We start from the raw sequence: 24,567 nt of genomic DNA, 5'->3' as shown, positions 1-24,567 counted from the left end.
ATCCGGCACTGTGGAAGGTTCTAGGTGGGTTCGTCGCCGTTGGCCGTCACCTTGGACTGGACTCCTTGGTGGCGGCCTTCTTTTGTTTAAGGCTGCTGAGGTGATGCGTACTGGTAGAAGGCATTCGGCAGCTTGATCAGAGATCCGGCTTTTGCCAGTTCATCCGCTGCTACTCGAACGCTCTTGATCTTGTCTGCTTCGTTGAGGGCGTTAGCTACTTCCAGTGCTTTCCACTGCCGCAGAGGGTCTTGGGCCATGAGTCGCAAGATGCGGGTCTTGCGGGGCACGGTCTGGAGGCCGCCGGCTGCTGTCGTCGTCTCGGCGTTTTCGGATTCTGTCTCGGGCTGTCGCTGCTCAGGGATGCCTGATGACCGCCACTCGTCCGCGATCTGCATCTGCTTCTTTACCTGACGTACGAGGCGAAGCTCCTGGCGGACCTTGAACGACTCGCGCTGAAGTTCGACCTCCTTCTCCTCCAGGAGCTGGATGTACTTGTCGGGATTACCGGCTACTTCTTCCCATGGAAGGGTTTCGATCATTGCAGAACCCTACCTATGAGAGTGCATAAGTTACCCCGCTCGCAAGGGGTGCTTCACTCGAAGTAGCGACAAGGTCAATTACCTGTCGGGTTACCTGTACGAACAGTGTCGAAAATTCCCGATTTGGTATCCAGGGCCTGTCTGAGGGGGAGGAACGTTTCGCTGTCTCGCTAGAAAGGCAGGACTGCTTTATTCGACTGGCATTTCAGCCCCTGTGGTGCAGAGGTAATTTCCGGAAGGGAGAGGCTGTCTTCGTTTGTAGTTCTCTGTTCCCTGGGCCGGAAACCCCTGTTTCGTTTCGTGGGGCATGGAGAGATAACCCCTGTCGCGGGCAATGTGTCCTGAGCACCATGGCGCGGGTAACTGCTCCGACAGGCAGTAGGGCGAGCTCGGGAGAAGTCCCCCTGCACTTGTCTTGGCGGTGGATAGCCGGTCCGAAGGCCCGGGGGATGTGGGCCGACACCTGGGACAGGTAGGGGCGGTTCGCCAGAGCAGGGCCTGTGTGCGGCGTGGAGGCCTGCCCGAGCCTTGCAGCACACATGGGTTGACCGGCAAGGGGACAGAGCGTTCAGGGTGGCGACGGAGCTGGTCAGCTCGGCATAAACACGGTGGCCTGGGGCACGCCGTTCTTCCGTAGGGCCTGTCCTTCTGGCCCTGGTGTCTCAGCGATCCCTGGGCAGGGGGTAGGTCTCGGGGGCAGAGGCGGCCCTCGGTACGCAGCTGGTGGCGGATGACAGAGACAGGGCTGTGTAAGGAAGACGGGAGCTGATGGCGACGATTTTGACGGCCGTCCCTGTCTGTATGAACGGGGGAAGTAGCCAGGGGTGCCTCAGGAACGGCCAGGCTCAGCCACACAGGGATGAGTGCCGGGTGGGATGCCACCAAGTCCTCAGCAAGTACCCCGTGGCGAGAGGATCCTGTCCGGCTGGCTTGCCAGAACACGCACAGGGACAGCCGACAAGGGAGACAAACATGGGGCAGGACCTGCTCCTCTCGGTCCTGTGCGTTGCACTCAGAGGCTCGATGGGGGGCGCTCCAAGGCGACGGCCTGTAGAGGTGGCGCTGCCTGGTCCGGGGGTTGGCAGCGCTGCACCGGAGTGGAGATCTCTCCGTCAACGGCCTCCAGTCCCACGATCTGCCGGGATCCGCAAGAAGGAGCGCTGCGGATCCCGGCAGCGGCAGGTTCAGGATGCCGGGCCGCAGTTCAGCGCGGTGGGGTCGATCGTTCCAGCCGCACCGCCGGTGTCAGACAGGAGTTGACCCGCCGCCCGTCGACCAGAGATGGTCCAGTTCGTGTGGTTACACGCGCGCTGCTGCGCGTTCACGGCGGCGCCAATGGGTCAAACTGCGGTGATGACCGGCATACGGGAGCGTCAGCTGCCAGCCGTCGTTGTCCGATGTGTGCTGGCCGCCGTCCTGGTCTTTGTGGCCGCCCTCACGGGTGTGCGACAGGCCACGGCAGCGGACAACGACCCTCGTAAAGCCACTCCCTCCGGGTCGGCAGACACGGACGTGACGGTACGCAGTACAGCCGATATCGAGGCGCTCGGCGCATCGCTGCGCGGCGATGTCGCAGCCACCGCATCCACATCGGCTACCGCAACAACGGCCCCGCCGAGACGGTGATCCGGACCGTGTTCATCGCCCCGCCGGGCACCAAGGTGACTCGATGGCCTTACAACCCCGAAGCCGACGAGCAGGGGATCGACCAGCCCTGCGGGACGAACGACCACGGCCGCAGCTACTTCTGCGCCGAGTGGGCTTCAGTCGGCCAAGACTGCTTCTACGAGTTCACGTTGCGTATCACAAGCGAGGACAGCCGTTCCGGCCGCGTGGCCGTCTCTTCCATGAACACCGGGTACGCGCCGGACGCCCCCCGTCTCAAGGACCCCGAGCGGGGCAACACGGTCCCCGTCCAGATAGCGGAGAACGATGGCGTCAGCGGCTGGGCTGTCGCCGCCGGAATCCTGGCCATCGTCGGCTCAGTGCTGCTCGTTGTCAGGTACCGGCGCAGGAAAATCTCCCCTTCCGGTCCAGCGAAAACGGCCTGATGGCTCACCCGTTTTGAACCTGATCCGTGACCCACGTCGGACATCAAGCCCGGAGCATGGTCATGGACCCGAACTGCGGCTACTTCACGGCCGAGAAAGCACCCGTCGATGTCACCAAGGCCCTTCGAGACCTGCTCATCCGGTGAAGACCTTACGGATGCCGTCCCGGTGGCGCGGCCACCAACGAGGATATGACTATGTTTCCCGGAAATTCACGCCGAGTACTCGCCGTTGTGGCCCTGGCCGCGCTCGTGGCCGTTCCCCTGGCCTGTGACTCGCCGCCGGGCAAGGCGAAGCAGGAGGTCCCCGACTTCAACGGTGACGGCTACGCCGACCTCGCGGCTCCCGGCACGCTCAGCACGGTGGACGGCGTCCAACTGGCGGGCGCCGTCTCCGTGGTGTACGGCTCGCGGTCCGGGCTCGACACCGAGCACACCCAGGTGGTCAGCCGGGCCACCAAGGGGGCCCTCGGCCGGCTCGCGGCCCGCGGAACCGGGTTCGGAGAAAGCCCGGTCGCGCGCGACTTCGACGGCGACGGCTTCACCGACCTGGCGGTGACGGTGAGCACCGACGACCATCACGGGACGGTCGTGCTGTGGGGATCGTCCGCGGGCCTGTCCGGCGGCACGACGCTGCCGGGCGGCTGGGGTCTGCACGGCGGCGACTTCGACGGGGACGGCCAGGCCGACCTGCTGCTCGACAGCTACTACGGGGGCGACCGGCGAGACGGCGACGGGCCGACCGTCCTGTACGGCCCGCTCTCCCGCGACGGGAAGGCGCGCCGGAAGGACTCTTTCGGCACAGACAGCTGGGGCGACGACATCGGCCCGCGCGGGATCCTCGTGGGGGACCTGACCGGCGACGGCCGGGACGACCTCGTCACCAGCCAGGGTTTCGAGGAGATGCAGGAGCACGGCCGCTTCTTCAAGGGCGACGAAGACGGCCTGGAACAACACACCAGCGACGACATCAACTCGTACAACTCGAACGGGGTGATCGCCGACTTCGACGGGGACGGGTACAGCGATCTCGTCGTCCGCGACGTCGGCATGGTCTCGGAGGACAGCGCGTACCGGCCGGGCGAACTCCGCGTCTTCCGCGGCTCGGACGACGGCCCCGGCTCCCGCGCACAACGGATCACTCTCAAAACGCTGGACCTGACCGGCACCGACGAGCAGAGCGGGGGCGACGGGTTCGGCGATGTCCTCGCGGCGGCCGACGTCAACGGCGACGGCTACGCGGACCTCGCGGTCGGCCTCCCCGGCGAGGACGCCGGCCAGGTCTCCGACACGGGCGCGGTCGTCCTGCTCCTGGGCGGCAAGAACGGCCTCACCCGCACCGGCGCCCAGGTCATCACCCAGGACACTCCCGGCGTCCCGGGCAGGGGCGAGCAGGGCGACAGCTTCGGTGCGGCGCTGCGGACAGGGGACCTGAACCACGACGGCCACCCCGACCTGGCCGTAGGTGCCCCCGGCGAGAACGGCACGGTGCAGAAGTCGGGTGCCATCTGGATCCTGAACGGCACCGCGAAGGGCCTCTCGACCACGAACGTCACCTCGTTCGGCCCCGCCGCCCTGGGCGCGCCCGAAAAAGGCTACGACGGGACCGACCTCGACGTGAAGGGGACGTACTTCGGCGGGAGCTTCACGGCCAGCGAGGACGACTGCGTGGCCGTCGACACGGCCCCCGCCCAGGAAGGGGAGAACGGCGGCTTCTCCTGCGCCCTGCCCGAAAGCCAAGACATGAGCCGCTGGGCCGTCTCCGCCGGAATCATGGCCGCCGCCGGCTCATTGCTGCTCATTGTCAGGTACCGGCGCAGCAAAGCGCCCCACACTGGTCCAGTGAAAACGCCCTGGTGGGCTCGCTTCGAACGTGAGCCGCAATCCCCTATCGGTCAATGAACAGCGGCCGCCGCCCATGATCCTCTGGCTCGCCGGGTGCAGTGGGAGGTCGAGGCGCTCGACCCGACCGAGCTTCAGCGCCTGGTCCTCGCCGCGATCGTCCCGTACATCGACAACGCCGTACTCGCCGACCGCATCGCGGAGGAAGAACGGCAACGAAGGCGACTCAGGACATGCACCGAAGGGTGGGCGGAGCCCAGCCGTTCGCCGAACGGTAACCGTGACGGTTCCGCGAACGGCGACCCCGCGTAGCGAACCCCCGGAAACGGGTCTTGGCCTGTGGAGATGAGGATCAGAAACAGGATCTGATCTTGTTCATTATCTACCAAGATCTTCCAGGCTTGCCGATGGCCTTAAGGGTTTCGGGGCGTTTGACGGTCTTGCCGACGTCGTAGCGGGACCTGCGCCCTCGGGCAGCCGGTGCGTGACCGGCTCGGTACTGCCAGGGACGACCCATTCTTCGCGAGGCCCGCGAGGTCGTGGTGCCCGTCCCCGTCGAAGTCGCCGCGCACCACGGGCTGAAGGCCCACCTTGAATGGCCCGTTCCGCCACCGCCGCATCCGGTGAGCGGGGCGAGTGCAACGCAGACGGCGCAGACAGCTATGGCTGGAAGGGCGGTACGAGACTTCATACGCTTCACTCTCACAGTTGTTGATCAACCGAACGCGGCGTACCCGATGGGCTGGACACGCCCTCGTCCAGAGCTCTGTGGACGGCGGCCAGGATGGCTTCGGTGTCGGCGCCCAGAGCTCGGGCGGCTGTCGTGAAGTCCCGGGCCAGCGTGGCGAGTCGGTCCGGGTCCAGGTGCTTGGGTTCGGACGGCAGAGCCGCGACCCGGGTGCCCGCGCCGCGGCGGGTGTGGATCAGCTCGGCGGCTTCCAGCTCGCGGTAGGCGCGGGCCACGGTGCCCGGTGCCAGGCCGAGATCGGCGGCGAGTTGACGCACGGTCGGCAGGCGTTCGCCCTCGGTGAGTTGGCCGGTGAGGATCAGGGGGGCGAGCTGGGCGCGGATCTGCTCGTACGGCGGTACCGGGCTGGTGGTGTCGACGCGGACGACGGGGCCGGTCATCGTCGGGTCGCCCGGGGCATGACCACGGTGAACAGGGACCAGGCCAGGGTGAACAGGGCCAGCAGGCCCAGGGGGTAGATCACCAAGGCGGTGACGGTGCCCAGCATGCCGGCGCCGCAGTTCCCGCGCGTCAGAAAGTTGGAGATCAGCAAGAGGACGACCACCAGTTGGGTCGAGACCAGCACTCCCCAGGCTGCGGTAATCGCCAACGAGCGGTCGCGGCGCTGCTGGTCGTCGCCGGGGCGCTGGGCGATACGGTGCAAGGCCCAAGCGCAGGCGACGGTGCCGATGGCGAAAGAGGCGAGGATCTGGCTGCCGTAGAACATGCCGGGCCAGAGGCCGACGGGTGGTCCGGTCACACCGTCGCATTTAGCGAGGGCGGCCCGGACCGCCCGGTCTACGGTGCCGGATGAGGCCGCGGCCCCGATCCCCACCAACCCGACGAGAAATACCGCCTGGAGGAGAAGCAAGGGGGTCATCCGGGGCGGCACGTGGTCTCGGACCCGGCGTGGGGCGAGACCGGCGATGCGTACCGCTTCCCGGGGGCGGGGGGTGAGGGCGTCGCCGAGCAGAACGCCGCCCACCGCACACAGACCGAAAGCCATGACGCCGCCCGCCCAGGGCACGTTGAAACCGTTCTCGTTGCCGAAAGCGCTGATGTCCATGGTGGCCCACAGCGGTGCGGTCACGACGCCCACGGCCAGACCGGCCCAGCGGGCGTAGCGGTCGGCGCGGGGGCGGGGTTCGGGTCGGGCCGTGTCGAGCATATGGGGACCCCAGTGAGTGGTGATGGCGGCGCGGATGGCGCCCAGCGGCAGTGGACGCTGCTTTGCCGCAAACCGAGCTTGTATCAAGTGGCGAGTACAAGATGTCGTGGACGGAATCTTGTGTCAACTACTCGATACAATCGTTTGGTCGGCGGCGGCTCGATACCGGTTGAACCGGCCAGTGAAGGCAGCCTCGGGATGTCATGGCTCGTTGAGACCCAGGGCCCCGGGAACGTACGCGGCGTGACGGTGATGAGATTGATGTGTCCGGTCGGCCGGGCTCACCGCGGCGCCGTCGCCACCATTGCCCTCCCGCGAGACACCCCCTAGCTCATGGCGAGGCGGAACCTCTCGTACGCGGCGATGTCTGGCCGGCACCGGCCTCGCTTCTGGATCAAAACAGGCGGGAAGTCAAGGCGTGGCGAGGCGGGGCAAACCGGCGTTTGAGCCGGTGCCAGTCAGGCTCCGACGGCCGCGCAGGGGGAGGGTAGGCGGGCAAGTGGCGTCGTGGGCACCGTCAGGGTGGGCGTGTGTGAGCCACACCACATGTCAGGGGTGCATAGCGGGGCAGGGGCCAGTGCCTTTATTGAAGGTGTAGGGGCGTGCGGGGGTAAGGGGCAACGCTGATGGGGCAGTTGCGGGCCGACGAGTTCGACCGGTTCGTGGCGGCTCGGTGGTCGGCGTTGCTTCACCTAGCGCGGCTGCTCACCGGCGGAGACCGGCACCGGGCCGAGGATCTGCTGCAGGAGGCGCTGGTCAAGCTGTGGTTTGCCTGGCCGAAGGTGGCCGAGCAGGCGCCCGAGGCATACGTGCGCAGGGTTCTGGCCCGTGCCGCGGCTCGCTCGGCACGGCGTCGCTGGTGGGGCGAGCACCCCGTGGACCAGCTGCCCGACCCGCCCGGGGTGGGGGATGAGACCGCCGCCGTGGATGAACGGACCCGGTTGGAGGCCGTGCTGGCGTTGCTGTCGGCGCGGCAGCGGGCCGCGGTGGTGCTGCGCTACTACCAGGACCTGCCCGAGCGGGACGTCGCCGAGGTGCTGGGGTGCCCGGTGGGTACCGCCCGTTCACTCACGGCACGCGGCGTCGCCCGGTTACGGCAGCTTCTGGCTGAGGCAGTCGAGCCGGTGGAGTGAAGAAGGGAGCCATGGATCACTTCGAGCAGGAGCTGGCACGGATGATGCGTGACAGCCAAGAGGACGCGCCCTATGAGGAGCGGCATCGATACCGGCTGCAGGCCGGCGTTCGCGCCCGACGGCGGGCCCGAATGGCCTGGATGGCCACCGGATCCGCGCTGACCATTGCCGGACTTGGCGTCGGGCTGGTGGTCCTGCCGAGCTCCTTCGCTCAGGGCGGGCCTGCCGGCCCTCAGCCTCGCCCCGTCACCTCTGCCGAGTCGGCCTCGATGCCGTCGACGGCCCGTCCTGCTTCCACTGCCAAGGAGGTGCCGACGTCGACCTGCACGTCAGCCACCGGGCCAGCGCCGATGCCGTCGACGGCCCGCTCCGCCTCCACTGCCAAGGAGGTGCCGATGCCGACCTGCACATCAACTACCAGGCCGGCGCCGATGCCGTACCGCCCCTCACCCCCCGAGACGGCCCCGATGCCGACACGGACCTCAACCACCCGGTAGCGCCTCGGCCAGATGTACACGGTCCCGATGGGGGGCTGTCTGAGCCGGTGTGACGACCGCCGATCGCCGGGCATCTGATCCCCGCTTGTCCCGCGCTCGACGAGCTGAAAGCTGACCACGTGCTCCGTGAGAACGCGCCCGCGTCTGTCGACGTGCCGCAAAAGGCGGCGGATTGCCGGCCGACCTCCTGGGAGCGGCGGCTGCGCCGCTTCGGGTACGTCGAGCGGCCGTGTACGTCCGTGCGCGACCGCCTGGCGGTGCCGTTTCCCGAGCCCGGGTCACGGCTGTGGCGCACGCTCGGGCTGTCCCCGGCAGCAGCGGGCCGGCTGGCGCGCTGGTCAGGATGGGGCGGGCCGCTGCTGGTGGCGTTCCTTGCCGGGCTGCCGCGCTTTTGGCGTCTGGGCCGCCCGTACGACTTCGTCTTCGACGAGACGTACTACGCCAAGGACGCCTGGGCCTTGCTGCGGCTCGGCTACGAGGGCACCTGGCCGGACCGCAAGATCGCCGACCCGCAGATCCTGGCCGACCCCCAGGTGATCCCGCTCTCCGACACCGGGTCCTTCATCGCGCACCCGCCGACGGGCAAGTGGGTGATTGCCCTCGGCGAGTGGATGTTCGGCCTCAACCCGTTCGGCTGGCGCTTCATGACGGCGGTCCTGGGCACGCTGTCGGTGCTGATGCTGTGCCGCATAGGCCGCCGCCTGTTCCGTTCCACCCTGCTGGGCTGCCTGGCCGGCGCGCTGATGGCGGTGGACGGTCTGCACTACGTGATGAGCCGCACCGCTCTGCTCGACCTCGTCGTCATGTTCTTCGTCCTGGCGGCGTTCGGCTGCCTGCTCCTCGACCGGGACAGCACGCGGGCCCGGCTCGCGGCAGCCTTACCGGTGGCTGAAGACGGTCACGTACGCCCGGACCAGGACACCGGCGACCGCGCCGGGACGGGAGTGCGACCGTGGCGGCTCGCAGTCGGCCTCTTCCTGGGACTGGCGGCCTCCACCAAATGGAACGGCCTGTACTTCCTCGCCTTCTTCGTGGTCCTCGCCCTGCTGTGGGACGTCGGCGCCCGCCGTGTCGCGGGGGCACGCCACCCGTACCGTGCGGTGCTGCGCAAGGACCTCGGCTGGTCGGTGCTGTCCCTCGTTCCGGTCGCTGTGGTGACGTATCTGGCGACGTGGACCGGTTGGTTCCTGTCCGACGACGGTTACGGGCGGCACTGGGCGGACGGCCGCGGCGGCACCTGGTCGTGGATCCCAGCCCCGCTCCGCAGCCTGTGGCACTACGAGTACAGCGTCTACCAGTTCAACGTAGGACTGCACACCCCGCACAAATACGAGTCCAACCCCTGGAGCTGGCTGGTCCTCGGCCGCCCCGTGCTGTTCCACTACCAGTCGCCGAAACCCGGCAAGGACGGCTGCCAGGCGACGGCCGACTGCTCGCAGGCGATCCTCGCCCTGGGCACGCCGTTGCTGTGGTGGTCGGCATGCTGCGCACTGGTGTATCTGCTCTATCGCTGGGCGCTGCGCCGCGACTGGCGCGCGGGCGCCGTCCTGTGCGCTGTGGGTGCCGGTTATCTTCCCTGGTTCCTGTACCAGGACCGAACGATCTTCTCCTTCTACGCCGTCGTCTTCGTGCCGTACCTGTGCCTGGCCGTGGCGATGATGCTGGGCGCGCTCCTGGGTCCGCCGGGCATGAATGACAAACGCCGCACACGGGGCGCGGCGGCTGCGGGCACGCTGCTGCTGCTCATCGCCTGGAACTTCATCTACTTCTTCCCGATCTACACGGGCCTGACGATTCCGTATCCCAGCTGGCACACCCGCATGTGGCTCGACACCTGGATCTGAGCTCCGTCCTCACGATCTCCGAAGCGGTGTCGCACCGTGGCTCACCCGGATCGTACGACAGGGCCGCGCCCACGCCTCGCCGGATCGCAGCCGCCTTGAGTTCCTCGGGCCGGCTGCGAAGCTCAGGCGTTTCGGCCTTCAGCAGGACTGTTGCCCTCCCGTTCGCCCTGAGGGGCGGGCGGCGGGGCCGTGGTTCCTCGTGGGATCAGGTGTGTGGGTAGGACGATGTGCTGGCTGAGGTCCGCGTCGGAGTCGTTGATGAGTTCCAGGGCCAGTTCGGCGGCGGCGCGGCCCATGTCGGAGGGGGACTGGGCCACGGTGGACAGGTCGAGCCATTCGGCCATCAGTTGGTCGTCGAAGCCGAGGACGGAGATCCGTTCGGGCACCTCGATCTGGACGGTGCGCAGGCTCAGGATGAGGGAGGCGGCGAGTTCGTCCTGCTCGGCGAAGATCGCTGTGGGTGGTTCGCGCAGGCTCAGTAGATTGCCGACCGCCTGGGTGGTGCCGCGCTTGTCGCGGGGCGGCGTGGTGACGACCAGGTCGTCGTCCAGGGGGATGTCCGCCTCGGTGAGCGCCTGCCGGTAGCCCAGGAGGCGATCGCGTGAACTGAAGCTGAAGCCGCGGGCGTTGACGGTGTGCGCGAAGGCGATCCGGCGGTGTCCGAGGTTGATCAGGTGGCGAGTGGCCCTACAGGCGGCGGCGACATCGTCGACGTAGACGCTGGGGCGGCCCTCGACGTGCTGGCTGATGTAGATGACCGGCACGCCGAGATCGTCCAGCCGGGCGGTCTCCTCCTTGTTGAGGTCGAAGCAGAACACCAGCAGCGCGTCCGCGTTGCGCCGGGCAGGGAGCCGCTCGAAGAACTCGGCCCGCTCGGCCAGATCCGGCACCACGTAGACGGTCATCTCCATGCCCGCGCCGCGCAGCAGCGGGCCCAGGCTGGACAGCGCCGCCCCCATGAACCACGAGTCGAGCGTGGGCACGAGCACCGCCATGACGCCGGTCCTGCCGGTGACCAGGCTCGACGCCTGCCGCGAGATCGCGAAGTTCAGCTCACGGGCGGCTTCCTCGACCCGGGTACGGACCTGCGGTGAGACCGATGTCAGCCCGCGCAGGGTGCGCGAGACGGTGGACGGGGAGACCCCCGCCCGTTCGGCGACGTCGGCCAACGTGGGGTGCCGCTGAGCTGGTGACATGAGCGGAAGTTAACACAGTTTGAGCCTCCGGCGGGACCCCTCGTGACAGCGCTGTCTCAACGGCTTTCGAGGAAGAGATGCCTGTTACACCCAGCACAGAGAGGGCGTGGATTGCGTAAAGCATCCGCGCTACTGCGACGTTACGCATTGACTTCCAGTAAGTGCACTCCTACGGTGCAAGCGTTGTCTCGGCGGAGTCGAAGCCGTCGCCGTGAAGTCATCCTTCGTGGCTTTGAACTGCGCTTTTGATCTACAGAACGCGATGACAGCACAGTCTCGTAACAGAGCCATCCCAGAGGCATCTCGGCAGCTGCTCCCTACCGGGCGACGACGCCGAGACTTCGGTTCCGCACGCCCAGGAGAGACAGTGAACGCCAGAACCACCAGAGTCCTTCAGTGCTCGGCCGTGCTCGTCGCCGCCGGGCTCGTCCTCACCGCCTGCGGCTCCTCCGACGACAGCAGCTCCTCGGAGAAGTCCCCGTCGTTCTCGGGCCGTGGCCCGATCACGTTCGCGGCCGCCAAGGACAGCTCCGGCGTCGTCCAGAAGGTGATCGACAGCTGGAACGAGGAACACCCCAAGGAGAAGGTCACGTTCATCCAGTTGCCGGCGGACGTGAACCAGCAGCGCCAGCAGATGATCCAGAACGCCGAGACGAAGTCCGACGCCTACACGGTGCTCTGGCTGGACGCGGTGTGGACCTCGGAGTTCGCCGCCCACCAGTGGATCGACCAGCTGCCCGCCGCGCAGTTCCCGCTGGACGAAATGCTCAAGCCGGTGGTGGAGACGGCCAAGTACCGCGACAACCTGTACGCGGTCCCGCATCACTCCGACGGCGGCGTGCTGTACTACCGCTCCGACCTGCTGAAGAAGGCCGGCGTCAGCGCCGCCCCGACCACCTGGGCGCAGATGCAGGCCGCCTGCGCCAAGGTCGCAAAGCTGCCCGAGGCCGAGGACATGGACTGCTACGCCGGCCAGTTCCAGAAGTACGAGGGCCTCACCGTCAACTTCTCCGAGGCCGTGAACTCCGCCGGCGGTGTCATCACCGACGCCAACGGCAAGCCGAACGTCGACACCCCCGAGGCCAAGAAGGGCCTGGACTTCCTCGTCGACTCCTTCAAGGACGGCACGATCCCCAAGGAGGCCATCACCTACCAGGAGGAGGAAGGCCGCCAGGCGTTCCAGTCCGGCAAGCTGGTCTTCCTGCGCAACTGGCCGTACGTATACGCCCAGGCCGAGAAGAGCGAGGTCGCGGGCAAGTTCGCGGTCGCGCCGCTGCCCGGCCTGAACGGGGCCGGCTCCTCCACCCTGGGAGGCCACAACGTGGCCCTGTCCTCCTTCGCCAAGAACAAGGCCACGGCGCTGGACTTCATGAAGTTCTTCACCAGCCAGGACAGCGCGAGCACGTTCCTCAAGGACGCTTCCATGGCACCGCCGTACGACTCCCTCTATGGCGACCAGGCGATGGTCAAGCAGTACCCGTACCTCGCCGCGCTGAAGGAGTCGATTCTCAACGCCGTGCCCCGCCCCCAGGTGGTCCAGTACGGCGACGCGACCTCCGCGATCCAGCAGGAGGCGTACGCGGCCCTGAACGGTGACAAGTCCAGCGCGCAGGCGCTGAAGGACCTGCAGTCCGAGCTGCAGAAGCTCGCGACGAAGTGAGGAGGAGGGCCGTGGTGGACGCCAAGACCCCACCCGACGCGGCCGCGGTACGGCCGTCCGGTGCGGCACCACGCCGTGCCGGACGGCCCGCCGCGCCGGTGCGTTTCCGGGGCGGGCAGAAACGGGCGACGGCGGGTTCCGGCCGGATGGCGGCCCTGCTGGTGTCCCCGACCCTGCTGGTGCTGACCGTCGTCGTGCTCTACCCGACGATCATGGCGCTGCGGGAATCGCTGTACGGGGCCAAGGGACTGGACCCGGAGACCGGCTTCATCAGCGACACCGAGCCGTTCGTCGGACTGCAGAACTACGTCGACATCTTCGGCGAGGCCGGCGACCGGTTCTGGAACGCCTTCTGGAACACCACCTTCTTCACCGTCGTCACGGTGGGCCTGGAGACGGTGATCGGTGTCGCCATGGCGCTGATCATGCACAAGGCGTTCCAGGGCCGCGCCCTGGTGCGGGCCAGCATCCTCATCCCCTGGGCCGTGCCCACGGCCATCTCGGGCCTGCTGTGGCGGTGGATCTTCAACAGCGACGGCATCGCCAACGCCCTGATCGGCCAACAGGTCCTGTGGACCACCGAAGGCTTCCACGCCAAGATCGCCGTCATCATCGCCGAGGTATGGAAGACCGCCCCCTTCATCGGACTCCTCGTCCTGGCCGGCCTGCAGGTGATCGGCAAGGAGGTCTACGAGGCGGCCCGCATGGACGGAGCGAGCCCCGTGCGCCAGTTCTGGCACATCACCCTGCCGCTGGTGAAGCCCGCACTGCTGGTGGCGGTCCTCTTCCGCTGCCTGGACGCGCTGCGGATGTTCGACCTGCCCTACCTCCTCGTCGGCGCCCAGAAGAACTCGGTGGAAACCCTGTCCATGCTCGCGCAGAACGAGGCGTCCAACGTCCGCTTCGGGCCGGCCGCCGCCTACGCGGTGATCCTCTTCCTCTACGTCTTCCTCATCGCCCTGGGATTCGTACGACTGCTGGGCGCGGACGTCGTCGGAGACGGCGGCACCGCACGCAAAGCCAAGCGCAAGGGCAGGCTCCGGCGCGCCCCGGCGCCCGGCAGGGCGGAGGTGTCGGCATGACCACCACGGCGAACACGACCACCAAGACGACCATGACCACCCCGGCGAAATGGCGAACCTGGCTGGTGTACGCGGGAGTTGCCCTGGTGGTGGCCTACTGCCTGGCTCCCTTCTACTGGATGCTGGTCTCCAGCCTGCGCCGCACCTCGGACATCTTCGACACCACACTGCTGCCCTCCCCGGTGTCGTTCGACAACTACCGGGCGGTGTTCGACCCCTCCCAGGGCTTCGGCCGCGCCCTGCTCAACAGCCTGATCGTCTCCGGCATCACCACCGTCCTGGCGCTGCTGCTGGCCACGTTCACCGCCTACGCCATGGCCCGGCTGGAGTTCCGTTTCAAGCGGCTGATCCTCACCCTGATCATCGCCACCTCGATGTTCCCGGTGGTGTCGATCGTGGTCCCGCTGCTGAAGCTGTTCACCGACATCGGCTGGATCAACACCTACCAGGCGATGATCGTGCCGAGCATGTCCTTCGCTCTGCCGCTGGCGGTGTGGAACCTGACCACGTTCTTCCGGCAGATGCCCGACGAACTGGAACAGGCCGCCATGATCGACGGCTGCACCCGCGGCCAGGCATTCCGCAAGATCATCGTCCCGCTCGCCGCGCCGGGCATCTTCACCACCGCGATCATCACCTTCATCGCCGCCTGGAACGAGTTCCTCATCGCCCTGTCGATGACCAACCGGCCCAGCATCCAGACCGCGCCGGTCGCCATCTCCAAGTTCGCCGGCGCCACCCAGTTCGACGTCCCCTTCGGCAGCCAGATGGCCGCGGGCGTCCTGGTCACCATCCCCCTGGTGATCATGGTGCTCCTCTTCCAGCGCCGCATCGTCGCCGGCCTCACCGCGGGCGCGGCCAAGTAGCTGTCCCTCTTTGCGGCCGGTTCCCCCACAGCCCCCTCCTCAAAGGACCTTTCAGCACCATGCCCTCCACCACGCCCTCGCCCTGGTGGCGCAGTGCCGTCATCTACCAGGTCTACATCCGCAGCTTCGCCGACGGGAACGGCGACGGCGTCGGCGACATCGCCGGCCTGCGCTCCCGGCTCCCGTACCTCAAGTCGCTCGGCGTGGACGCCCTGTGGATCACTCCCTGGTACAAGTCCCCGATGGCGGACGGCGGCTACGACGTGGCCGACTTCCGCGCCATCGACCCGCTGTTCGGCACGATCGCCGAGGCCGAGCAGCTCATCGCCGAAGCCCACGAGTGCGGGATCCGCGTCATCCCCGACATCGTCCCGAACCACACCTCCGACCAGCACGCCTGGTTCCAGGCGGCACTGTCCGCCGGCCCCGGAAGCCCGGAACGCGACCGCTACGTCTTCCGGCCCGGCCGCGGACCCGACGGCGCCGAGCCGCCCAACAACTGGGTCTCCTGCTTCGGCGGCCCCGCCTGGACCCGGCTGCCCGACGGCGAGTGGTACCTGCACCTGTACGCCCCCGAACAGCCCGACCTCAACTGGCAACACCCCGACGTCCACGCCGAGTTCGAGTCGATCCTGCGGTTCTGGTTCGACCGGGGCGTCGACGGCTTCCGTATCGACGTCGCCCACGGGCTCGCCAAGGACCCCGAACTGCCCGACCTGCGGCCCGAGTCGACGGGCGAGCAGGCCCGGGAGTACGTCGCACACCCGCACTGGGACCGCGACGAGGTCCACGACATCTACCGCGCCTGGCGCAAGGTCGCCGACGAGTTCGACGGCGACCGGGCCTTCGTCGCCGAAGCCTGGTCCGACACCCCCGAACGCCTCGCCGCCTACGTCCGCCCCGGCGGCCTGCACACCGCGTTCAACTTCGACTTCCTCATGGCCAGCTGGGACGCCAAGGACCTCCGCGCGGTCATCGACGACTCTCTCGCCATGCTCAGCGACGTAGGAGCACCCGCCACCTGGGTTCTGTCCAACCACGACGTCATGCGCCACACCAGCCGCTACGCCCGCAAAACCGTTGCCCGGTGGGTGCCCAACGAGCACTACCAGCCCCAGGGTCCCGTCGACCTGGATCTCGGCATCCGCCGTGCCCGCGCCGCGGCCCTCCTCATGCTCGCCCTCCCCGGCGGCGCCTACATCTACCAGGGCGACGAACTCGGCCTGCCCCAAGTCGAGGACCTGCCCGAGTCCGTCCTCCAGGACCCCATCTGGGAACGCTCCGGCCACACCGACCGAGGCCGAGACGGCTGCCGCGTCCCCCTCCCCTGGTCCGGACAGACCGCACCCTTCGGCTTCAGCCCCGAGGAGGCCTACGCCGAACCCTGGCTGCCCCAGCCCGCGAACTTGAGCGAGCGCAGCGTGGAAGCACAGACCGGCGACGAGACCTCGATGCTGGAGCTGTACCGCACTGCCCTCCGCCTGCGCCGCGACACCCCAGCCCTCGGCGACGGCACCATGACCTGGCTCGACGCCCCCGCCGGAGTCCTCGCCTTCCACCGCGACCCAGGCTTCGCTTGCGTCGTCAACCTCTCGAACGAGGCCTACCAACTGCCCGAGCACGCGACGATCCTCCTGGCCAGCAGTCCCATCGAGGACGGACTACTGGAACCCGATCAGGCGGCTTGGCTGGAGGCATAGCGGCCCGCACAGGGGCAACGCCCCCTCCAATCCGCCAGGGCCTGTCCGGTGTCACTCCCCGCTGACCGGACAGGTCCTGGCCCACCGACCGGAAACTGGTGCCACAGTTTCTGTTCGCTGCGGCCGTAGTGCTCGGCTTCACCACAGCCATGGGCTGGACCGCTCATCACACGGCCGAACAGATGCCTGACCGACGCGACGATCCGTGACCACTCACGGATTTCGGCGTACTGGCTGATCTCTCTCGTGAGGCAATATCACGGACTGCGGCAGTGGAGCGCGGCCGACTGGGTCGCTGCCCGAGCCGGACCTGGTGGCGCGCCGACCACTTCGGATGCGCTGGCCGCTCGCGAGCCACAGCGTGCGCGGCCTGCGCCCTCCCCCGCTTCCTATCGCCTCGGGCGTGGATCCGGCCTCGGCCCTTGACGCGGGCGTACCCGCCGCATCCGACGCCAGTGCCGCGGGCAGCACATTGACGAGTCGAACACGGCCCTCGCATTCGAACCGGCATCACCCGACCCATGCGGCCACCGTACGAGCCGACTACTTCCCCGGTCAGAGCCAGCCGCCGAGAATGATCAACCCGCGGTGTACCAGCGGCTCAACGAAGGGATTGGGTCGGAGCGAAGGCCCGTACGCCCACTCCGCCACGTCCATGCGCCATGGCGTACGCCGGTGGTCGAGGAGCCGAAGATCGACGATCCAATCAGCGACCTCGCTGGCGGAGTAGCCGTAGCTCAGAAACCTGTCTGCGGCATAGACGGCGGCCGCCACCCGAAGGGAGTCGGTCCACGGCCTTCTGCCTTTCCTCTGCCGTTGGGAAGTGCCCCTGGGAGAGCGCACCGCGTATCGCAGCAGGGGATCACCGCGCCGCACCATCGACGGCGACAGGAGCGGGATCAGCACGGCCGCCAGGGCCACGAGCTGTCGGTCCTCATGCGTGGGCGTCCCATCGAGCCATGCGTTGACACGCGCCTGCAAGGCCAGAACGGAGTCGTCACTCACCGGCACGGGCTGGCACATTTTCAGCGAGAAGCCGCAAGGTTCTCCAAGGCCGTAAGTCCATTCACCCTCGTCCGTCCAGTTCTCACAGGTTCGCTCAGGAGGGGCGTCATGCCGAAAATCGACGATGCCCCAGCAGGCCTGGCATTCGGTCACCATGAAAACAGCGTGGTCAACGCACGCGAACGACCAGGGAAGTTTCCAGGGCAGGAGCCAGCGCGGACCGTCGTTGCCCCGTAGACACTTTGTGCACCAACGTGCCTGCGAGCGGTGGAACCACGCCCCCTTGTGCCATTGCTGAACCGCCACGCCGTCAGACGAGAACAGCGGCAGATGCGGTAGCGCATTGCCCGCATAGCGCGCCAGGGTCATCGCATGCAGGCGCTCGGCGTCGATCCCGGTCAGCTTCTCCATCCGCCGAACCACAGGATCGGACAACCGCATTTCGGCCCCAGAAAGCCCGCCGAGCCTGTCGAGGTGAAGTTCCCGAAGGAGCGGCTTCATCTCGAAACCCTGTTGCTCGGCGAGCGCACCGATCCAACTGGTCAGAGACTCCCCGGGGATCGGCTGAATCACTGGCTCAGTCAGGGTGCGGCGCGGTTGCCGTCGCTTCTGCGCCGTCTTCTTCGCAGTACTCACGACGCGAATCCTGTGACAGGTGCGCCCTGCTGAACCGTGGCTCGCGAGCGGACCACCGATGTGGGTGACCGTGAAATGCCTTCGTTTACTGGGTCACGGTCCTTGGCGCGTCACCCATCGGGACGCTTGTGGGTGTTATTCGAATAGCACCACGGAAAGGGTGAGGCATGGACGATGCCCACTCGGATGGCCGCGACGTAGTACGTCCCGTTGTCATCGATTCCCCGAAGCGCCTGCTCCTCCTGATCCCGTCCGTGCTCGACCGAGAAATCCGTTGGACGCTACCGACAGTCCCCATGCGCCTCGGTGAGACCAGCCGCCGCGCGGCAACCCGTCACCTGCGTCGCGTCACTCGCCTCCCCGCGCTTCGTATCTCGCCTCTCATCGGCCAGCTCTCCCGCAGGGACGCACCGGCAGGCGTGCAGTACGTCGTCGTGGTGCGCCCTGCAGCGGAAAGCTGGCCGCCGTCCGTCCGCTTCGCGCTCGCCCCGGAAGCCCGCTGGTGGACGACTGCCGAGTTGCGGTCAGCCCGAGCGTTGGTCGAGCCCGCTGAACTGCTCGATTTCATGGACGGCTACTGGGACGGATGGCTGCCGGACGGAGAGATCTCGCTCGAGTAAGGGCCCGACACCGATCTTGGCCCCGGGTGCCGTGAAACCGGCGGCGCCCAGCATCTCGTCCGCCCGAACCCACAACAGGAGAACAAGCAGTGACCGTGTACGCCATCGAGATCACCCTGACCCGCTCCATTGAAGCCGCCGAACTCAAGGCCGCACAGCAGGAAAGCGCCCTGCTCATGGGGGCTGCCGACGACCGGAAACGGCTCGTGGTCCTTGTGCCCGCCAATAACGAACGCCGGGCCATGAGAAAGATCTGGAAACGGTTGGAAGACGCGCTCCCTATCGACGTACTCTGCAGCCTCTTTCCGGGCCCTGACGGCAAGTACCTCATGAGCATTCCCATGGGTGAGGAAGTCTACGAGCGGATCCAGAGGCTCGCTGCGGCCGAGCGCAAGACTCCGGAGGAGTACGTGCAACAAGCGATCGCGCAAGCACTGGCCCGCGACCGTTCCACGCGCCGAGCACAGCTGGAATGCTCGCTGAACGAACTGCTGCGCACCTACAGCCCCGAGGAGGTCACCGGGGCGGCGGCGCGGCGGATCGAGGGGTGAGAGTCCACGCCAAGGTCGAGAACATCGTGGGGTCCGACCCGCCATGAACCGTACCGATGATCGCGATACGTCCGCGAGGGACGAGCCGATGGCGCCCTGTAGGAAGTCCGCCCCGCCGGTCCGGTCCTCGATGCAGCAACCTGAACGGGCAAGAGTTCATCCTCCAGGGCACCATGTCCACCAATAGAATCAACGGCCCCCTGGCTGTATCGGTTCGTCAACTGCGCGATTTCGCCTGGATACACATCCGGGCCTGCTCTTTCGCCATCGCGCTACTGTCCGGGGTCGCAGCGTCCACCGTGCTGCCCCATCTGCCTGTGGCGCGTTATGACCTGCTCGTTGCCTACGGCGCCCTGCTCACCCTGCTTTTTTGGCTGCGTGGCTGGGAAAACGGCCGGGATATCGCTGTCATCGCCGTCTGCCACGTCATCGGCCTGGCTTTCGAGCTGGTGAAGGTGTCCCTCGGCTCCTGGAGCTATCCGGAGCCTGCCGTGCTGAAGTTCGCGGGCGTCCCGCTGTATGGAGGTTTCCTCTACGCGGCTGTTGGCAGCTACGTGTGCCGGGCCTGGCACCTGTTCGACCTGGAGCTGGTCCGCTATCGCCCGCAGGCGACAGCAGTCGTGGCCGCGGCGATTTACGTCAACTTCTTCAGCCACCACTGGCTGCCCGATGTGCGCTGGCTGCTGGCCGGACTGCTTCTGGCGGTCACGGCGGGCACCTCGGTGCGTTATACGGTGCGCGGTGTACGCCGACGGATGCCGCTGGCGTTCTCGTTCGTGCTGATCGGTTTCTTCCTGTGGGTGGCGGAGAACCTGGCCACCTACGTGGGCGCCTGGCGCTACCCGTACCAGCTTGATGGCTGGCAGCCGGTCGCAGTGGACAAGTTCGGGGCTTGGGCCTTGCTGATCAGCATCACCTTCGTCCTGGCGGCGGTTGGCCGGTCCCACAAGGACAGCGTCAGCGGCACGCCACCGAGGCCGGGCGTCCGGATCAATCGAGACGATCGTCCTGAACCATGATTCCGGCATCCTCGAGGTCGCCACGCCCACTACCACCGTCGACCGCTGGTGGGCCACCGTCCCCGTCCCCCGTCGAACGGGACGGCGACCGGGTCCAGCAGGACGACGTCAATGGCGACGGGTACGCCGACTTGGTCGTCAACAACTGGGACATGGAACTGAAGGCCGGGGGTTGGTGGCATAACAACCGATTTGTTGTCTTCGCTGCACCCGGCGGTACGGAGCCGGGCTCGGCCGCCCGCCTCACGGGCCGCTACGTCAAGCCCGATCCCGCGCGCACCCCTTATCCGTTCGCCAACGACCAATCGACGCAGTTCACCGGGGACTTGGACGACGACGGCCACGCCGATGTCGTTGTGCGCAATGCGGTGTTGCGCGGCGCCGAGCAGCACGTCATCTGGGGCGGCCCCGACGGCCCCGCGGGCGCCACCAAGCTGCCTGCCAACGTCCTGCCGGCCACCGCCGCAGGGACTTTGACGGCGACGGCGCCCTCGACCTGCTGACCCTCGCCGAACCGGGCGACGGGTACGACATGAAGCCGCAGCACGCCACCGTCCTGCACGGCCCGCTGAACCGCGACGGCGGCGCGCCCCGCACCACCTCGACCCTCGACGTGGGCCACGGTGGCTGGGCGTCCATAGCCGACACCGTCGTCGGTGGCTTCGACGGCGACGGTCAGGACGATCTGGTGACCAAGGCCGAGTACGACGAGGAGGACGTGCGCTTCGAGGAGGACATGCCGGACGACGTCCTCGACGCTGCGTTCTACCGGGGTACGGCCAAGGGGCTGAAGCCCGCCGGAGACGTACTCGGCATCACCGGCGGCGCCACCCCTGTCGCCGCCGGGGACTTCGACGGCGACGGCCGCGACGACATCCTCGCCCGGCACGACGACGATGAGCCCATCGCCGTCTACGGCAGCGACGAAGGCCCGGGCCGGGGCAGGCCCGGCTCCGGCGGGCTCGGGCTGCGGATGGGGGTCGCCGTCGCAGTCGGCGACAGCAACGGCGACGGTCGCGACGACATCGCCGCCTATCCCTGGGCAAGGCCTCCGGGGTGGCGGTGCTACTCGGCGGCAAGAACGGCCTCAGCGCATCCCGTACATCCCGCAACATCACGATCGACCGATCCGCGATCGGCCTCGACCGCCTCCCAGGGGGGTACGACGACCACTTCGGATGGGACCTGCACCTGGCCGACCTCGACACCGACAGGCGCGATGAGCTGCTGATCGGGACGGTTGGCGTCTCCAAGCCGCTCAGGGACGGCGGTTATTGGATTCTACGCGGAACGCAGGACGGCCCATCGACGACGGACCGCCGCTTCATCAAGATCAAGGACCTCGGCCGGGGCTGACGGGCAACTTCTCGCGCCCGGTCGGCAGGGCTCGCCGCGTTCCGTTGGTCGACAATTGGGCAACGGTCGTTTCGCCCCGCTGGAGTCGGAATGGCGCGGGGTGTGAGGGTGAAGCTCATGGAGTTTCCTACTGCCGTGCCAGCCTTCGCTGTCTGCGCCGTCTGCGTTTGGCCCGCTCCGCGGGCGTCGTACGGTCCTGCGAGCGGTTCAAGCTGATGCCGATGCGGAGGGCACGTGGGGGTATGCGTGTGGGCACACGTTTACGGGGTCTGCGGATCGGCCTGCGTTTCAAGATCGGGATGACGATCGCCGCGACGGCCGCTGTGTCGGCAACGCTGACCGGCACGTTCGTTCCGGGGATCGTCCAGGGCGACCGCCGTGACAGCGTCCTCGCCGAGTACCAGGAGGCCGCACGGCACTACCGGGCCTCCGAGGGCCAGGTCACGGCCGGTCTCGAAGTCGACCCGGTGAAGGTGCCGGAGGACCTGCGGCGCGCCGTTGGACCCGGAGGGGCCAGGTCGGTCACCTATCTGGAAGCGGATGCGTCGGGAACCACCGTCTGGGCCGCGGGCCTCGGTGAAGAGGGCCAACTGCTGGCCTTCCGCCGCCATTTTCCCCAGACCCTTTTCGAGGACCTGGAACACGCCACCCGGAGCGCTGCCGTCGTCGGCGCGCTCGGCGCGAGCATCGTGGGCTTGGGACTGGCGGCCGCGATGGTCCGCCGGCTCCGGCGGTCCACCCGCCAGGCCGACCGGATCAAGGACGGGGAGCTGGATGCCCGACTGCCCGAGCGCGGGCGGGACGAGATCGCCCAGCTCTCCGCAGCTGTCAACGCGATGGCGCAGGCCCTCGCCGCCCGGATCGAGGCCGAACGCGCCGTGACGGCGAACATCGCGCACGAGCTGCGCACTCCGATCGCGGGACTGCTGACCGCGTCGAGTCTGCTCCCGGGGGACGACCGTCCGGCCGAGATGGTCCGCGAGCGCGCTGTACGGCTGCGGGATCTGATGGAGGACGTCCTGGAGGTGGCCCGGATCGACAACGGGGGCGAGCGTGCCGAGCCGCGGGAGGTGGAACTCGCCGCGCTCGCCCGGCGCGTGGTCGCGGGCGTGCGGGCGGACCGGCCGCAGGCGGCGGTGGCAGTGGAGGTCATCCACGGCACCGTGCGGGAGACGGACCCGCGTCGTCTCGATCGTGTCCTCACGAACCTGGTCACCAACGCGCTGCGGCACGGCGCGGAGCCGGTGTTGGTGGAGGTCGACGGCCCCGAACTGCGGGTCCGCGACCACGGCCCCGGCTTCCCGCCCGAGCTGATCGTCCACGGCCCTCAGCGGTTCCGAACGGGCGGCAACGGCGGCCTCGGCCTGGGCCTGGCCATCGCCACCGGACAGGCCGGAGTGATCGGGGCCCGCCTGAGCTGGCACAACCCGCCCGAGGGCGGCGCCGTCGTCACCATCACTCTCCCGCGGACACCCGCGGACGAGGCGAGCCAGACGGTCAGGGGCGACGCCCCTTTTCAATGACCGCCAGAGGCTCGCGGCTCGCGGCTCGCGTTCAAAGCGTGGCCGTTCGAACTCTCAGGCCACCATGATGTGCATGCCCCCAGCCACCGCGAGGAAGGTCCCGATCGCGGCCGGGAGGCCACCCGCTGCCGACACGGCGACGGCCGCCACCGCTGCGACCGCGATGATCACAGCCCAGCGGAGCGAAAGCCGCTCCGGCTGAGGCTCGGGCTCGTGCGAATTGCCACTGTTACGTACGCTCGTCAAAGGCGTATCTCCTTCTTGTTGTCCACTGAGGGGCGAAGCGCCGGATGAGTGGCCCTCGGCTGGTCCCCGGGGGCCATCCGCATGCCTGCGGTCACCGTGCCCGCGCTACTGCTCGGTGCCGCCTGCTTGGTGGCACATTCCTGAGCATGCCTGTGTCGAGGTGGGGAGCGCGAGTACACTGGGAGTGCGTCTTGATCCGCCAGTGACAGCTAACGGTTAATCAAATTGAACGTGTTCACTGGCGGATCAAGACGTTCAGAATAAGAAGGGGAAACTCGTTTCATGATTGTTTTCGCTGACCTTCTGCCGGTGTCTGAGGGCGAGCGCAAGCGATACGAAGCCCGTCGTACGAAGCTCGAGAAGAGCGAGGACGAGGTAGGCAGGGCATGCGAGAAGTTCGCCGAGATCGAGACCGGGAAACTGTTGCGTGTCCGGTCCGAGTTCATGTTCCGTGCTGAGCCCGCCGAACTCGCTGGGGACCCGTCGGACAGGCGTCTTCCGCCGCAGCAGGACCGTCCGCCGGCTACTCGCCTGCCGTCCCCGCGCGGAATCGCGCTGAAGGCGTATCTCACAGCGTTGTTCGTGGTCCAGTCACGAACTCCGGGCACGTACCCGGGCAACACCCTGCCCTTGAACAACGTCGACACAGTGAGCTGGGTCGACTTGATCGCTACGCCTTCGCAGCTGAGCCGCAAGGGCGACAGGAACTACGTCACCGTGCGAGACAAAAAGGTGCGCCAGTTGCACAGCGCGCTCGACCGGCTGTCAGGAGACGCGTTTCAACTCGTCCATCTGCCCAACCGGAACAAGGGCAGAGGGAAGTACGAAGGGTTCCAGCTTCTCCACGAGCGTGGCGCTCCGTACGGGGGCGGCGACAATCCTGACCGCTACATGGTGCCGTCCGACCAGGAGCACCTCCCGTGGCTGCCAGCAGGGCTGTTCCTCAACGGATGGATTCACCTGCTCGAAGACACTGAGATCGGCTTCCTACTGATGCTCGCCTGGCTGCATGCACGGTTCGGTGCCCAGCCGGTATTCGTTGCGAGTGACATCCGGCTCCGGCAGTTCGGCGTTGGCAAGGACGCGTACGAGGCGCACCGGATGCTGAACCGATTCGGTCTGGTCGATGTGGAAGAAGACCCCAACCGGCACCTCGAGGACAGCCGGCTGACCGGGTACAACGAAGGAACCATGCCGAAGCTCCACCGTTTCGAGCTCCGACGCGAGGGCTTCAACGAGCAGGCCGTACCGAAGATTCGTTCAGCGATCGAGCGGCGTTTGCGCTGATCTCGCAGGCCGCGCCCACT

Annotated in this window: 23 protein-coding genes; 16 read left to right on the top strand and 7 right to left on the bottom strand. The window is 67.6% G+C overall.

Annotated features, from left to right (window positions below; genetic code table 11):
- Positions 1-86: 86 nt before the first annotated feature.
- Complete coding sequence (locus IEZ21_RS13155; RefSeq protein ID WP_189322059.1) at positions 87-539, bottom strand: hypothetical protein; 453 nt, start codon at positions 537-539, stop codon at positions 87-89.
- Between the two features lie 1,634 nt (positions 540-2,173).
- On the opposite strand from IEZ21_RS13155, the gene IEZ21_RS13150 reads away from it, so the two are divergent.
- From IEZ21_RS13150 to IEZ21_RS13140, 3 genes are all read left to right on the top strand, one after another.
- Complete coding sequence (locus tag IEZ21_RS13150) at positions 2,174-2,590, top strand: hypothetical protein (RefSeq protein ID WP_189322058.1); 417 nt, start codon at positions 2,174-2,176, stop codon at positions 2,588-2,590.
- A gap of 191 nt (positions 2,591-2,781) precedes the next feature.
- Positions 2,782-4,491 (top strand): FG-GAP-like repeat-containing protein, encoded by a 1,710-nt coding sequence (locus tag IEZ21_RS13145; RefSeq protein ID WP_246567667.1) that lies wholly within the window; start codon positions 2,782-2,784, stop codon positions 4,489-4,491.
- A 36-nt stretch (positions 4,492-4,527) separates the two neighbouring features.
- Entirely contained in the window at positions 4,528-4,743 is a 216-nt protein-coding gene (locus tag IEZ21_RS13140) for a hypothetical protein (protein ID WP_189322293.1), read from the top strand.
- 390 nt (positions 4,744-5,133) lie between these two features.
- Here the strand turns inward: IEZ21_RS13140 and IEZ21_RS13135 are convergent, their stop codons facing one another.
- Together IEZ21_RS13135 and IEZ21_RS13130 are read right to left on the bottom strand one after the other, a co-directional pair.
- Positions 5,134-5,559, bottom strand: coding sequence for a GntR family transcriptional regulator (locus IEZ21_RS13135; protein WP_189322057.1), 426 nt, complete (start codon positions 5,557-5,559; stop codon positions 5,134-5,136).
- Complete coding sequence (locus IEZ21_RS13130) at positions 5,556-6,326, bottom strand: hypothetical protein (RefSeq protein ID WP_189322056.1); 771 nt, start codon at positions 6,324-6,326, stop codon at positions 5,556-5,558. The genes IEZ21_RS13135 and IEZ21_RS13130 overlap by 4 nt, the downstream gene beginning before the upstream one ends.
- Before the next feature lie 626 nt (positions 6,327-6,952).
- Between IEZ21_RS13130 and IEZ21_RS13125 the strand changes: the two genes are divergently transcribed.
- Positions 6,953-7,459: a SigE family RNA polymerase sigma factor gene (locus IEZ21_RS13125; protein ID WP_033328750.1), complete on the top strand. Its 507-nt coding sequence runs from the start codon at positions 6,953-6,955 to the stop codon at positions 7,457-7,459.
- Between the two features lie 232 nt (positions 7,460-7,691).
- Here the strand turns inward: IEZ21_RS13125 and IEZ21_RS13120 are convergent, their stop codons facing one another.
- A complete protein-coding gene (locus tag IEZ21_RS13120; RefSeq protein ID WP_189322055.1) occupies positions 7,692-7,949 on the bottom strand; it encodes a hypothetical protein in 258 nt (85 codons plus the stop codon).
- 159 nt (positions 7,950-8,108) lie between these two features.
- Between IEZ21_RS13120 and IEZ21_RS13115 the strand changes: the two genes are divergently transcribed.
- The gene (locus IEZ21_RS13115) at positions 8,109-9,800 is read left to right on the top strand and encodes a dolichyl-phosphate-mannose--protein mannosyltransferase (protein ID WP_246567706.1); all 1,692 of its coding nucleotides are present in this window, start codon (positions 8,109-8,111) and stop codon (positions 9,798-9,800) included.
- A 122-nt stretch (positions 9,801-9,922) separates the two neighbouring features.
- Here the strand turns inward: IEZ21_RS13115 and IEZ21_RS13110 are convergent, their stop codons facing one another.
- On the bottom strand, positions 9,923-10,996 hold the full coding sequence (locus IEZ21_RS13110) for a LacI family DNA-binding transcriptional regulator (protein WP_308429630.1): 1,074 nt from the start codon (positions 10,994-10,996) through the stop codon (positions 9,923-9,925).
- 367 nt (positions 10,997-11,363) lie between these two features.
- Between IEZ21_RS13110 and IEZ21_RS13105 the strand changes: the two genes are divergently transcribed.
- Genes IEZ21_RS13105 through IEZ21_RS13090 form a run of 4 tightly spaced genes read left to right on the top strand, consistent with a single transcriptional unit; the run spans position 11,364 to position 16,304 of the window.
- Positions 11,364-12,656, top strand: a complete 1,293-nt coding sequence (locus IEZ21_RS13105; protein ID WP_246567665.1) for an ABC transporter substrate-binding protein — start codon at positions 11,364-11,366, stop codon at positions 12,654-12,656.
- A gap of 14 nt (positions 12,657-12,670) precedes the next feature.
- A complete protein-coding gene (locus IEZ21_RS13100) occupies positions 12,671-13,738 on the top strand; it encodes a carbohydrate ABC transporter permease (protein ID WP_246567664.1) in 1,068 nt (355 codons plus the stop codon).
- Entirely contained in the window at positions 13,735-14,604 is an 870-nt protein-coding gene (locus tag IEZ21_RS13095) for a carbohydrate ABC transporter permease (protein ID WP_281399426.1), read from the top strand. The genes IEZ21_RS13100 and IEZ21_RS13095 overlap by 4 nt, the downstream gene beginning before the upstream one ends.
- Before the next feature lie 59 nt (positions 14,605-14,663).
- Entirely contained in the window at positions 14,664-16,304 is a 1,641-nt protein-coding gene (locus IEZ21_RS13090; protein WP_189322052.1) for a glycoside hydrolase family 13 protein, read from the top strand.
- Between the two features lie 555 nt (positions 16,305-16,859).
- Here the strand turns inward: IEZ21_RS13090 and IEZ21_RS13085 are convergent.
- Entirely contained in the window at positions 16,860-17,945 is a 1,086-nt protein-coding gene (locus IEZ21_RS13085; RefSeq protein WP_189322051.1) for a TniQ family protein, read from the bottom strand.
- Between the two features lie 167 nt (positions 17,946-18,112).
- On the opposite strand from IEZ21_RS13085, the gene IEZ21_RS13080 reads away from it, so the two are divergent.
- From IEZ21_RS13080 to IEZ21_RS13055, 6 genes are all read left to right on the top strand, one after another.
- Complete coding sequence (locus IEZ21_RS13080; RefSeq protein ID WP_189322050.1) at positions 18,113-18,565, top strand: NUDIX hydrolase; 453 nt, start codon at positions 18,113-18,115, stop codon at positions 18,563-18,565.
- 89 nt (positions 18,566-18,654) lie between these two features.
- Positions 18,655-19,116: a hypothetical protein gene (locus IEZ21_RS13075; protein ID WP_189322049.1), complete on the top strand. Its 462-nt coding sequence runs from the start codon at positions 18,655-18,657 to the stop codon at positions 19,114-19,116.
- A gap of 173 nt (positions 19,117-19,289) precedes the next feature.
- On the top strand, positions 19,290-20,135 hold the full coding sequence (locus IEZ21_RS13070; RefSeq protein ID WP_189322048.1) for a DUF817 domain-containing protein: 846 nt from the start codon (positions 19,290-19,292) through the stop codon (positions 20,133-20,135).
- Positions 20,136-20,266: 131 nt separating this feature from the next.
- On the top strand, positions 20,267-20,638 hold the full coding sequence (locus tag IEZ21_RS13065; RefSeq protein ID WP_189322047.1) for a hypothetical protein: 372 nt from the start codon (positions 20,267-20,269) through the stop codon (positions 20,636-20,638).
- A 29-nt stretch (positions 20,639-20,667) separates the two neighbouring features.
- Positions 20,668-21,366 (top strand): FG-GAP-like repeat-containing protein, encoded by a 699-nt coding sequence (locus tag IEZ21_RS13060; protein WP_189322046.1) that lies wholly within the window; start codon positions 20,668-20,670, stop codon positions 21,364-21,366.
- Between the two features lie 373 nt (positions 21,367-21,739).
- Positions 21,740-23,014: an ATP-binding protein gene (locus IEZ21_RS13055; RefSeq protein WP_246567662.1), complete on the top strand. Its 1,275-nt coding sequence runs from the start codon at positions 21,740-21,742 to the stop codon at positions 23,012-23,014.
- A gap of 54 nt (positions 23,015-23,068) precedes the next feature.
- On the opposite strand, the gene IEZ21_RS13050 is transcribed toward IEZ21_RS13055, so the two are convergent.
- On the bottom strand, positions 23,069-23,260 hold the full coding sequence (locus IEZ21_RS13050) for a hypothetical protein (RefSeq protein ID WP_189322045.1): 192 nt from the start codon (positions 23,258-23,260) through the stop codon (positions 23,069-23,071).
- Positions 23,261-23,890: 630 nt separating this feature from the next.
- Here IEZ21_RS13050 and IEZ21_RS13045 point away from each other — a divergent pair.
- Positions 23,891-24,547 carry a hypothetical protein gene (locus IEZ21_RS13045; protein ID WP_189322044.1) on the top strand — a complete coding sequence of 219 codons (657 nt, stop codon included), beginning with the start codon at positions 23,891-23,893 and terminating at the stop codon, positions 24,545-24,547.
- Positions 24,548-24,567 lie beyond the last annotated feature (20 nt).

Source organism: Streptomyces flaveus, assembly GCF_014647675.1.
Lineage (GTDB): Bacteria > Actinomycetota > Actinomycetes > Streptomycetales > Streptomycetaceae > Streptomyces > Streptomyces flaveus.
Note: the sequence above shows the minus strand (reverse complement) of the source record. Positions and strands in the feature narration are given on the sequence as shown.

Excerpts from the sequence above, each read along its gene's own strand:
- IEZ21_RS13155 (WP_189322059.1), bottom strand. The coding sequence starts at position 539 with ATGATCGAAACCCTTCCATGGGAAGAAGTAGCCGGTAATCCCGACAAG.
- IEZ21_RS13145 (WP_246567667.1), top strand. The coding sequence starts at position 2,782 with ATGACTATGTTTCCCGGAAATTCACGCCGAGTACTCGCCGTTGTGGCC.
- IEZ21_RS13135 (WP_189322057.1), bottom strand. The coding sequence starts at position 5,559 with ATGACCGGCCCCGTCGTCCGCGTCGACACCACCAGCCCGGTACCGCCG.
- IEZ21_RS13130 (WP_189322056.1), bottom strand. The coding sequence starts at position 6,326 with ATGCTCGACACGGCCCGACCCGAACCCCGCCCCCGCGCCGACCGCTAC.
- IEZ21_RS13125 (WP_033328750.1), top strand. The coding sequence starts at position 6,953 with ATGGGGCAGTTGCGGGCCGACGAGTTCGACCGGTTCGTGGCGGCTCGG.
- IEZ21_RS13110 (WP_308429630.1), bottom strand. The coding sequence starts at position 10,996 with ATGTCACCAGCTCAGCGGCACCCCACGTTGGCCGACGTCGCCGAACGG.
- IEZ21_RS13095 (WP_281399426.1), top strand. The coding sequence starts at position 13,735 with ATGACCACCACGGCGAACACGACCACCAAGACGACCATGACCACCCCG.
- IEZ21_RS13090 (WP_189322052.1), top strand. The coding sequence starts at position 14,664 with ATGCCCTCCACCACGCCCTCGCCCTGGTGGCGCAGTGCCGTCATCTAC.
- IEZ21_RS13080 (WP_189322050.1), top strand. The coding sequence starts at position 18,113 with ATGGACGATGCCCACTCGGATGGCCGCGACGTAGTACGTCCCGTTGTC.
- IEZ21_RS13070 (WP_189322048.1), top strand. The coding sequence starts at position 19,290 with ATGTCCACCAATAGAATCAACGGCCCCCTGGCTGTATCGGTTCGTCAA.
- IEZ21_RS13060 (WP_189322046.1), top strand. The coding sequence starts at position 20,668 with ATGAAGCCGCAGCACGCCACCGTCCTGCACGGCCCGCTGAACCGCGAC.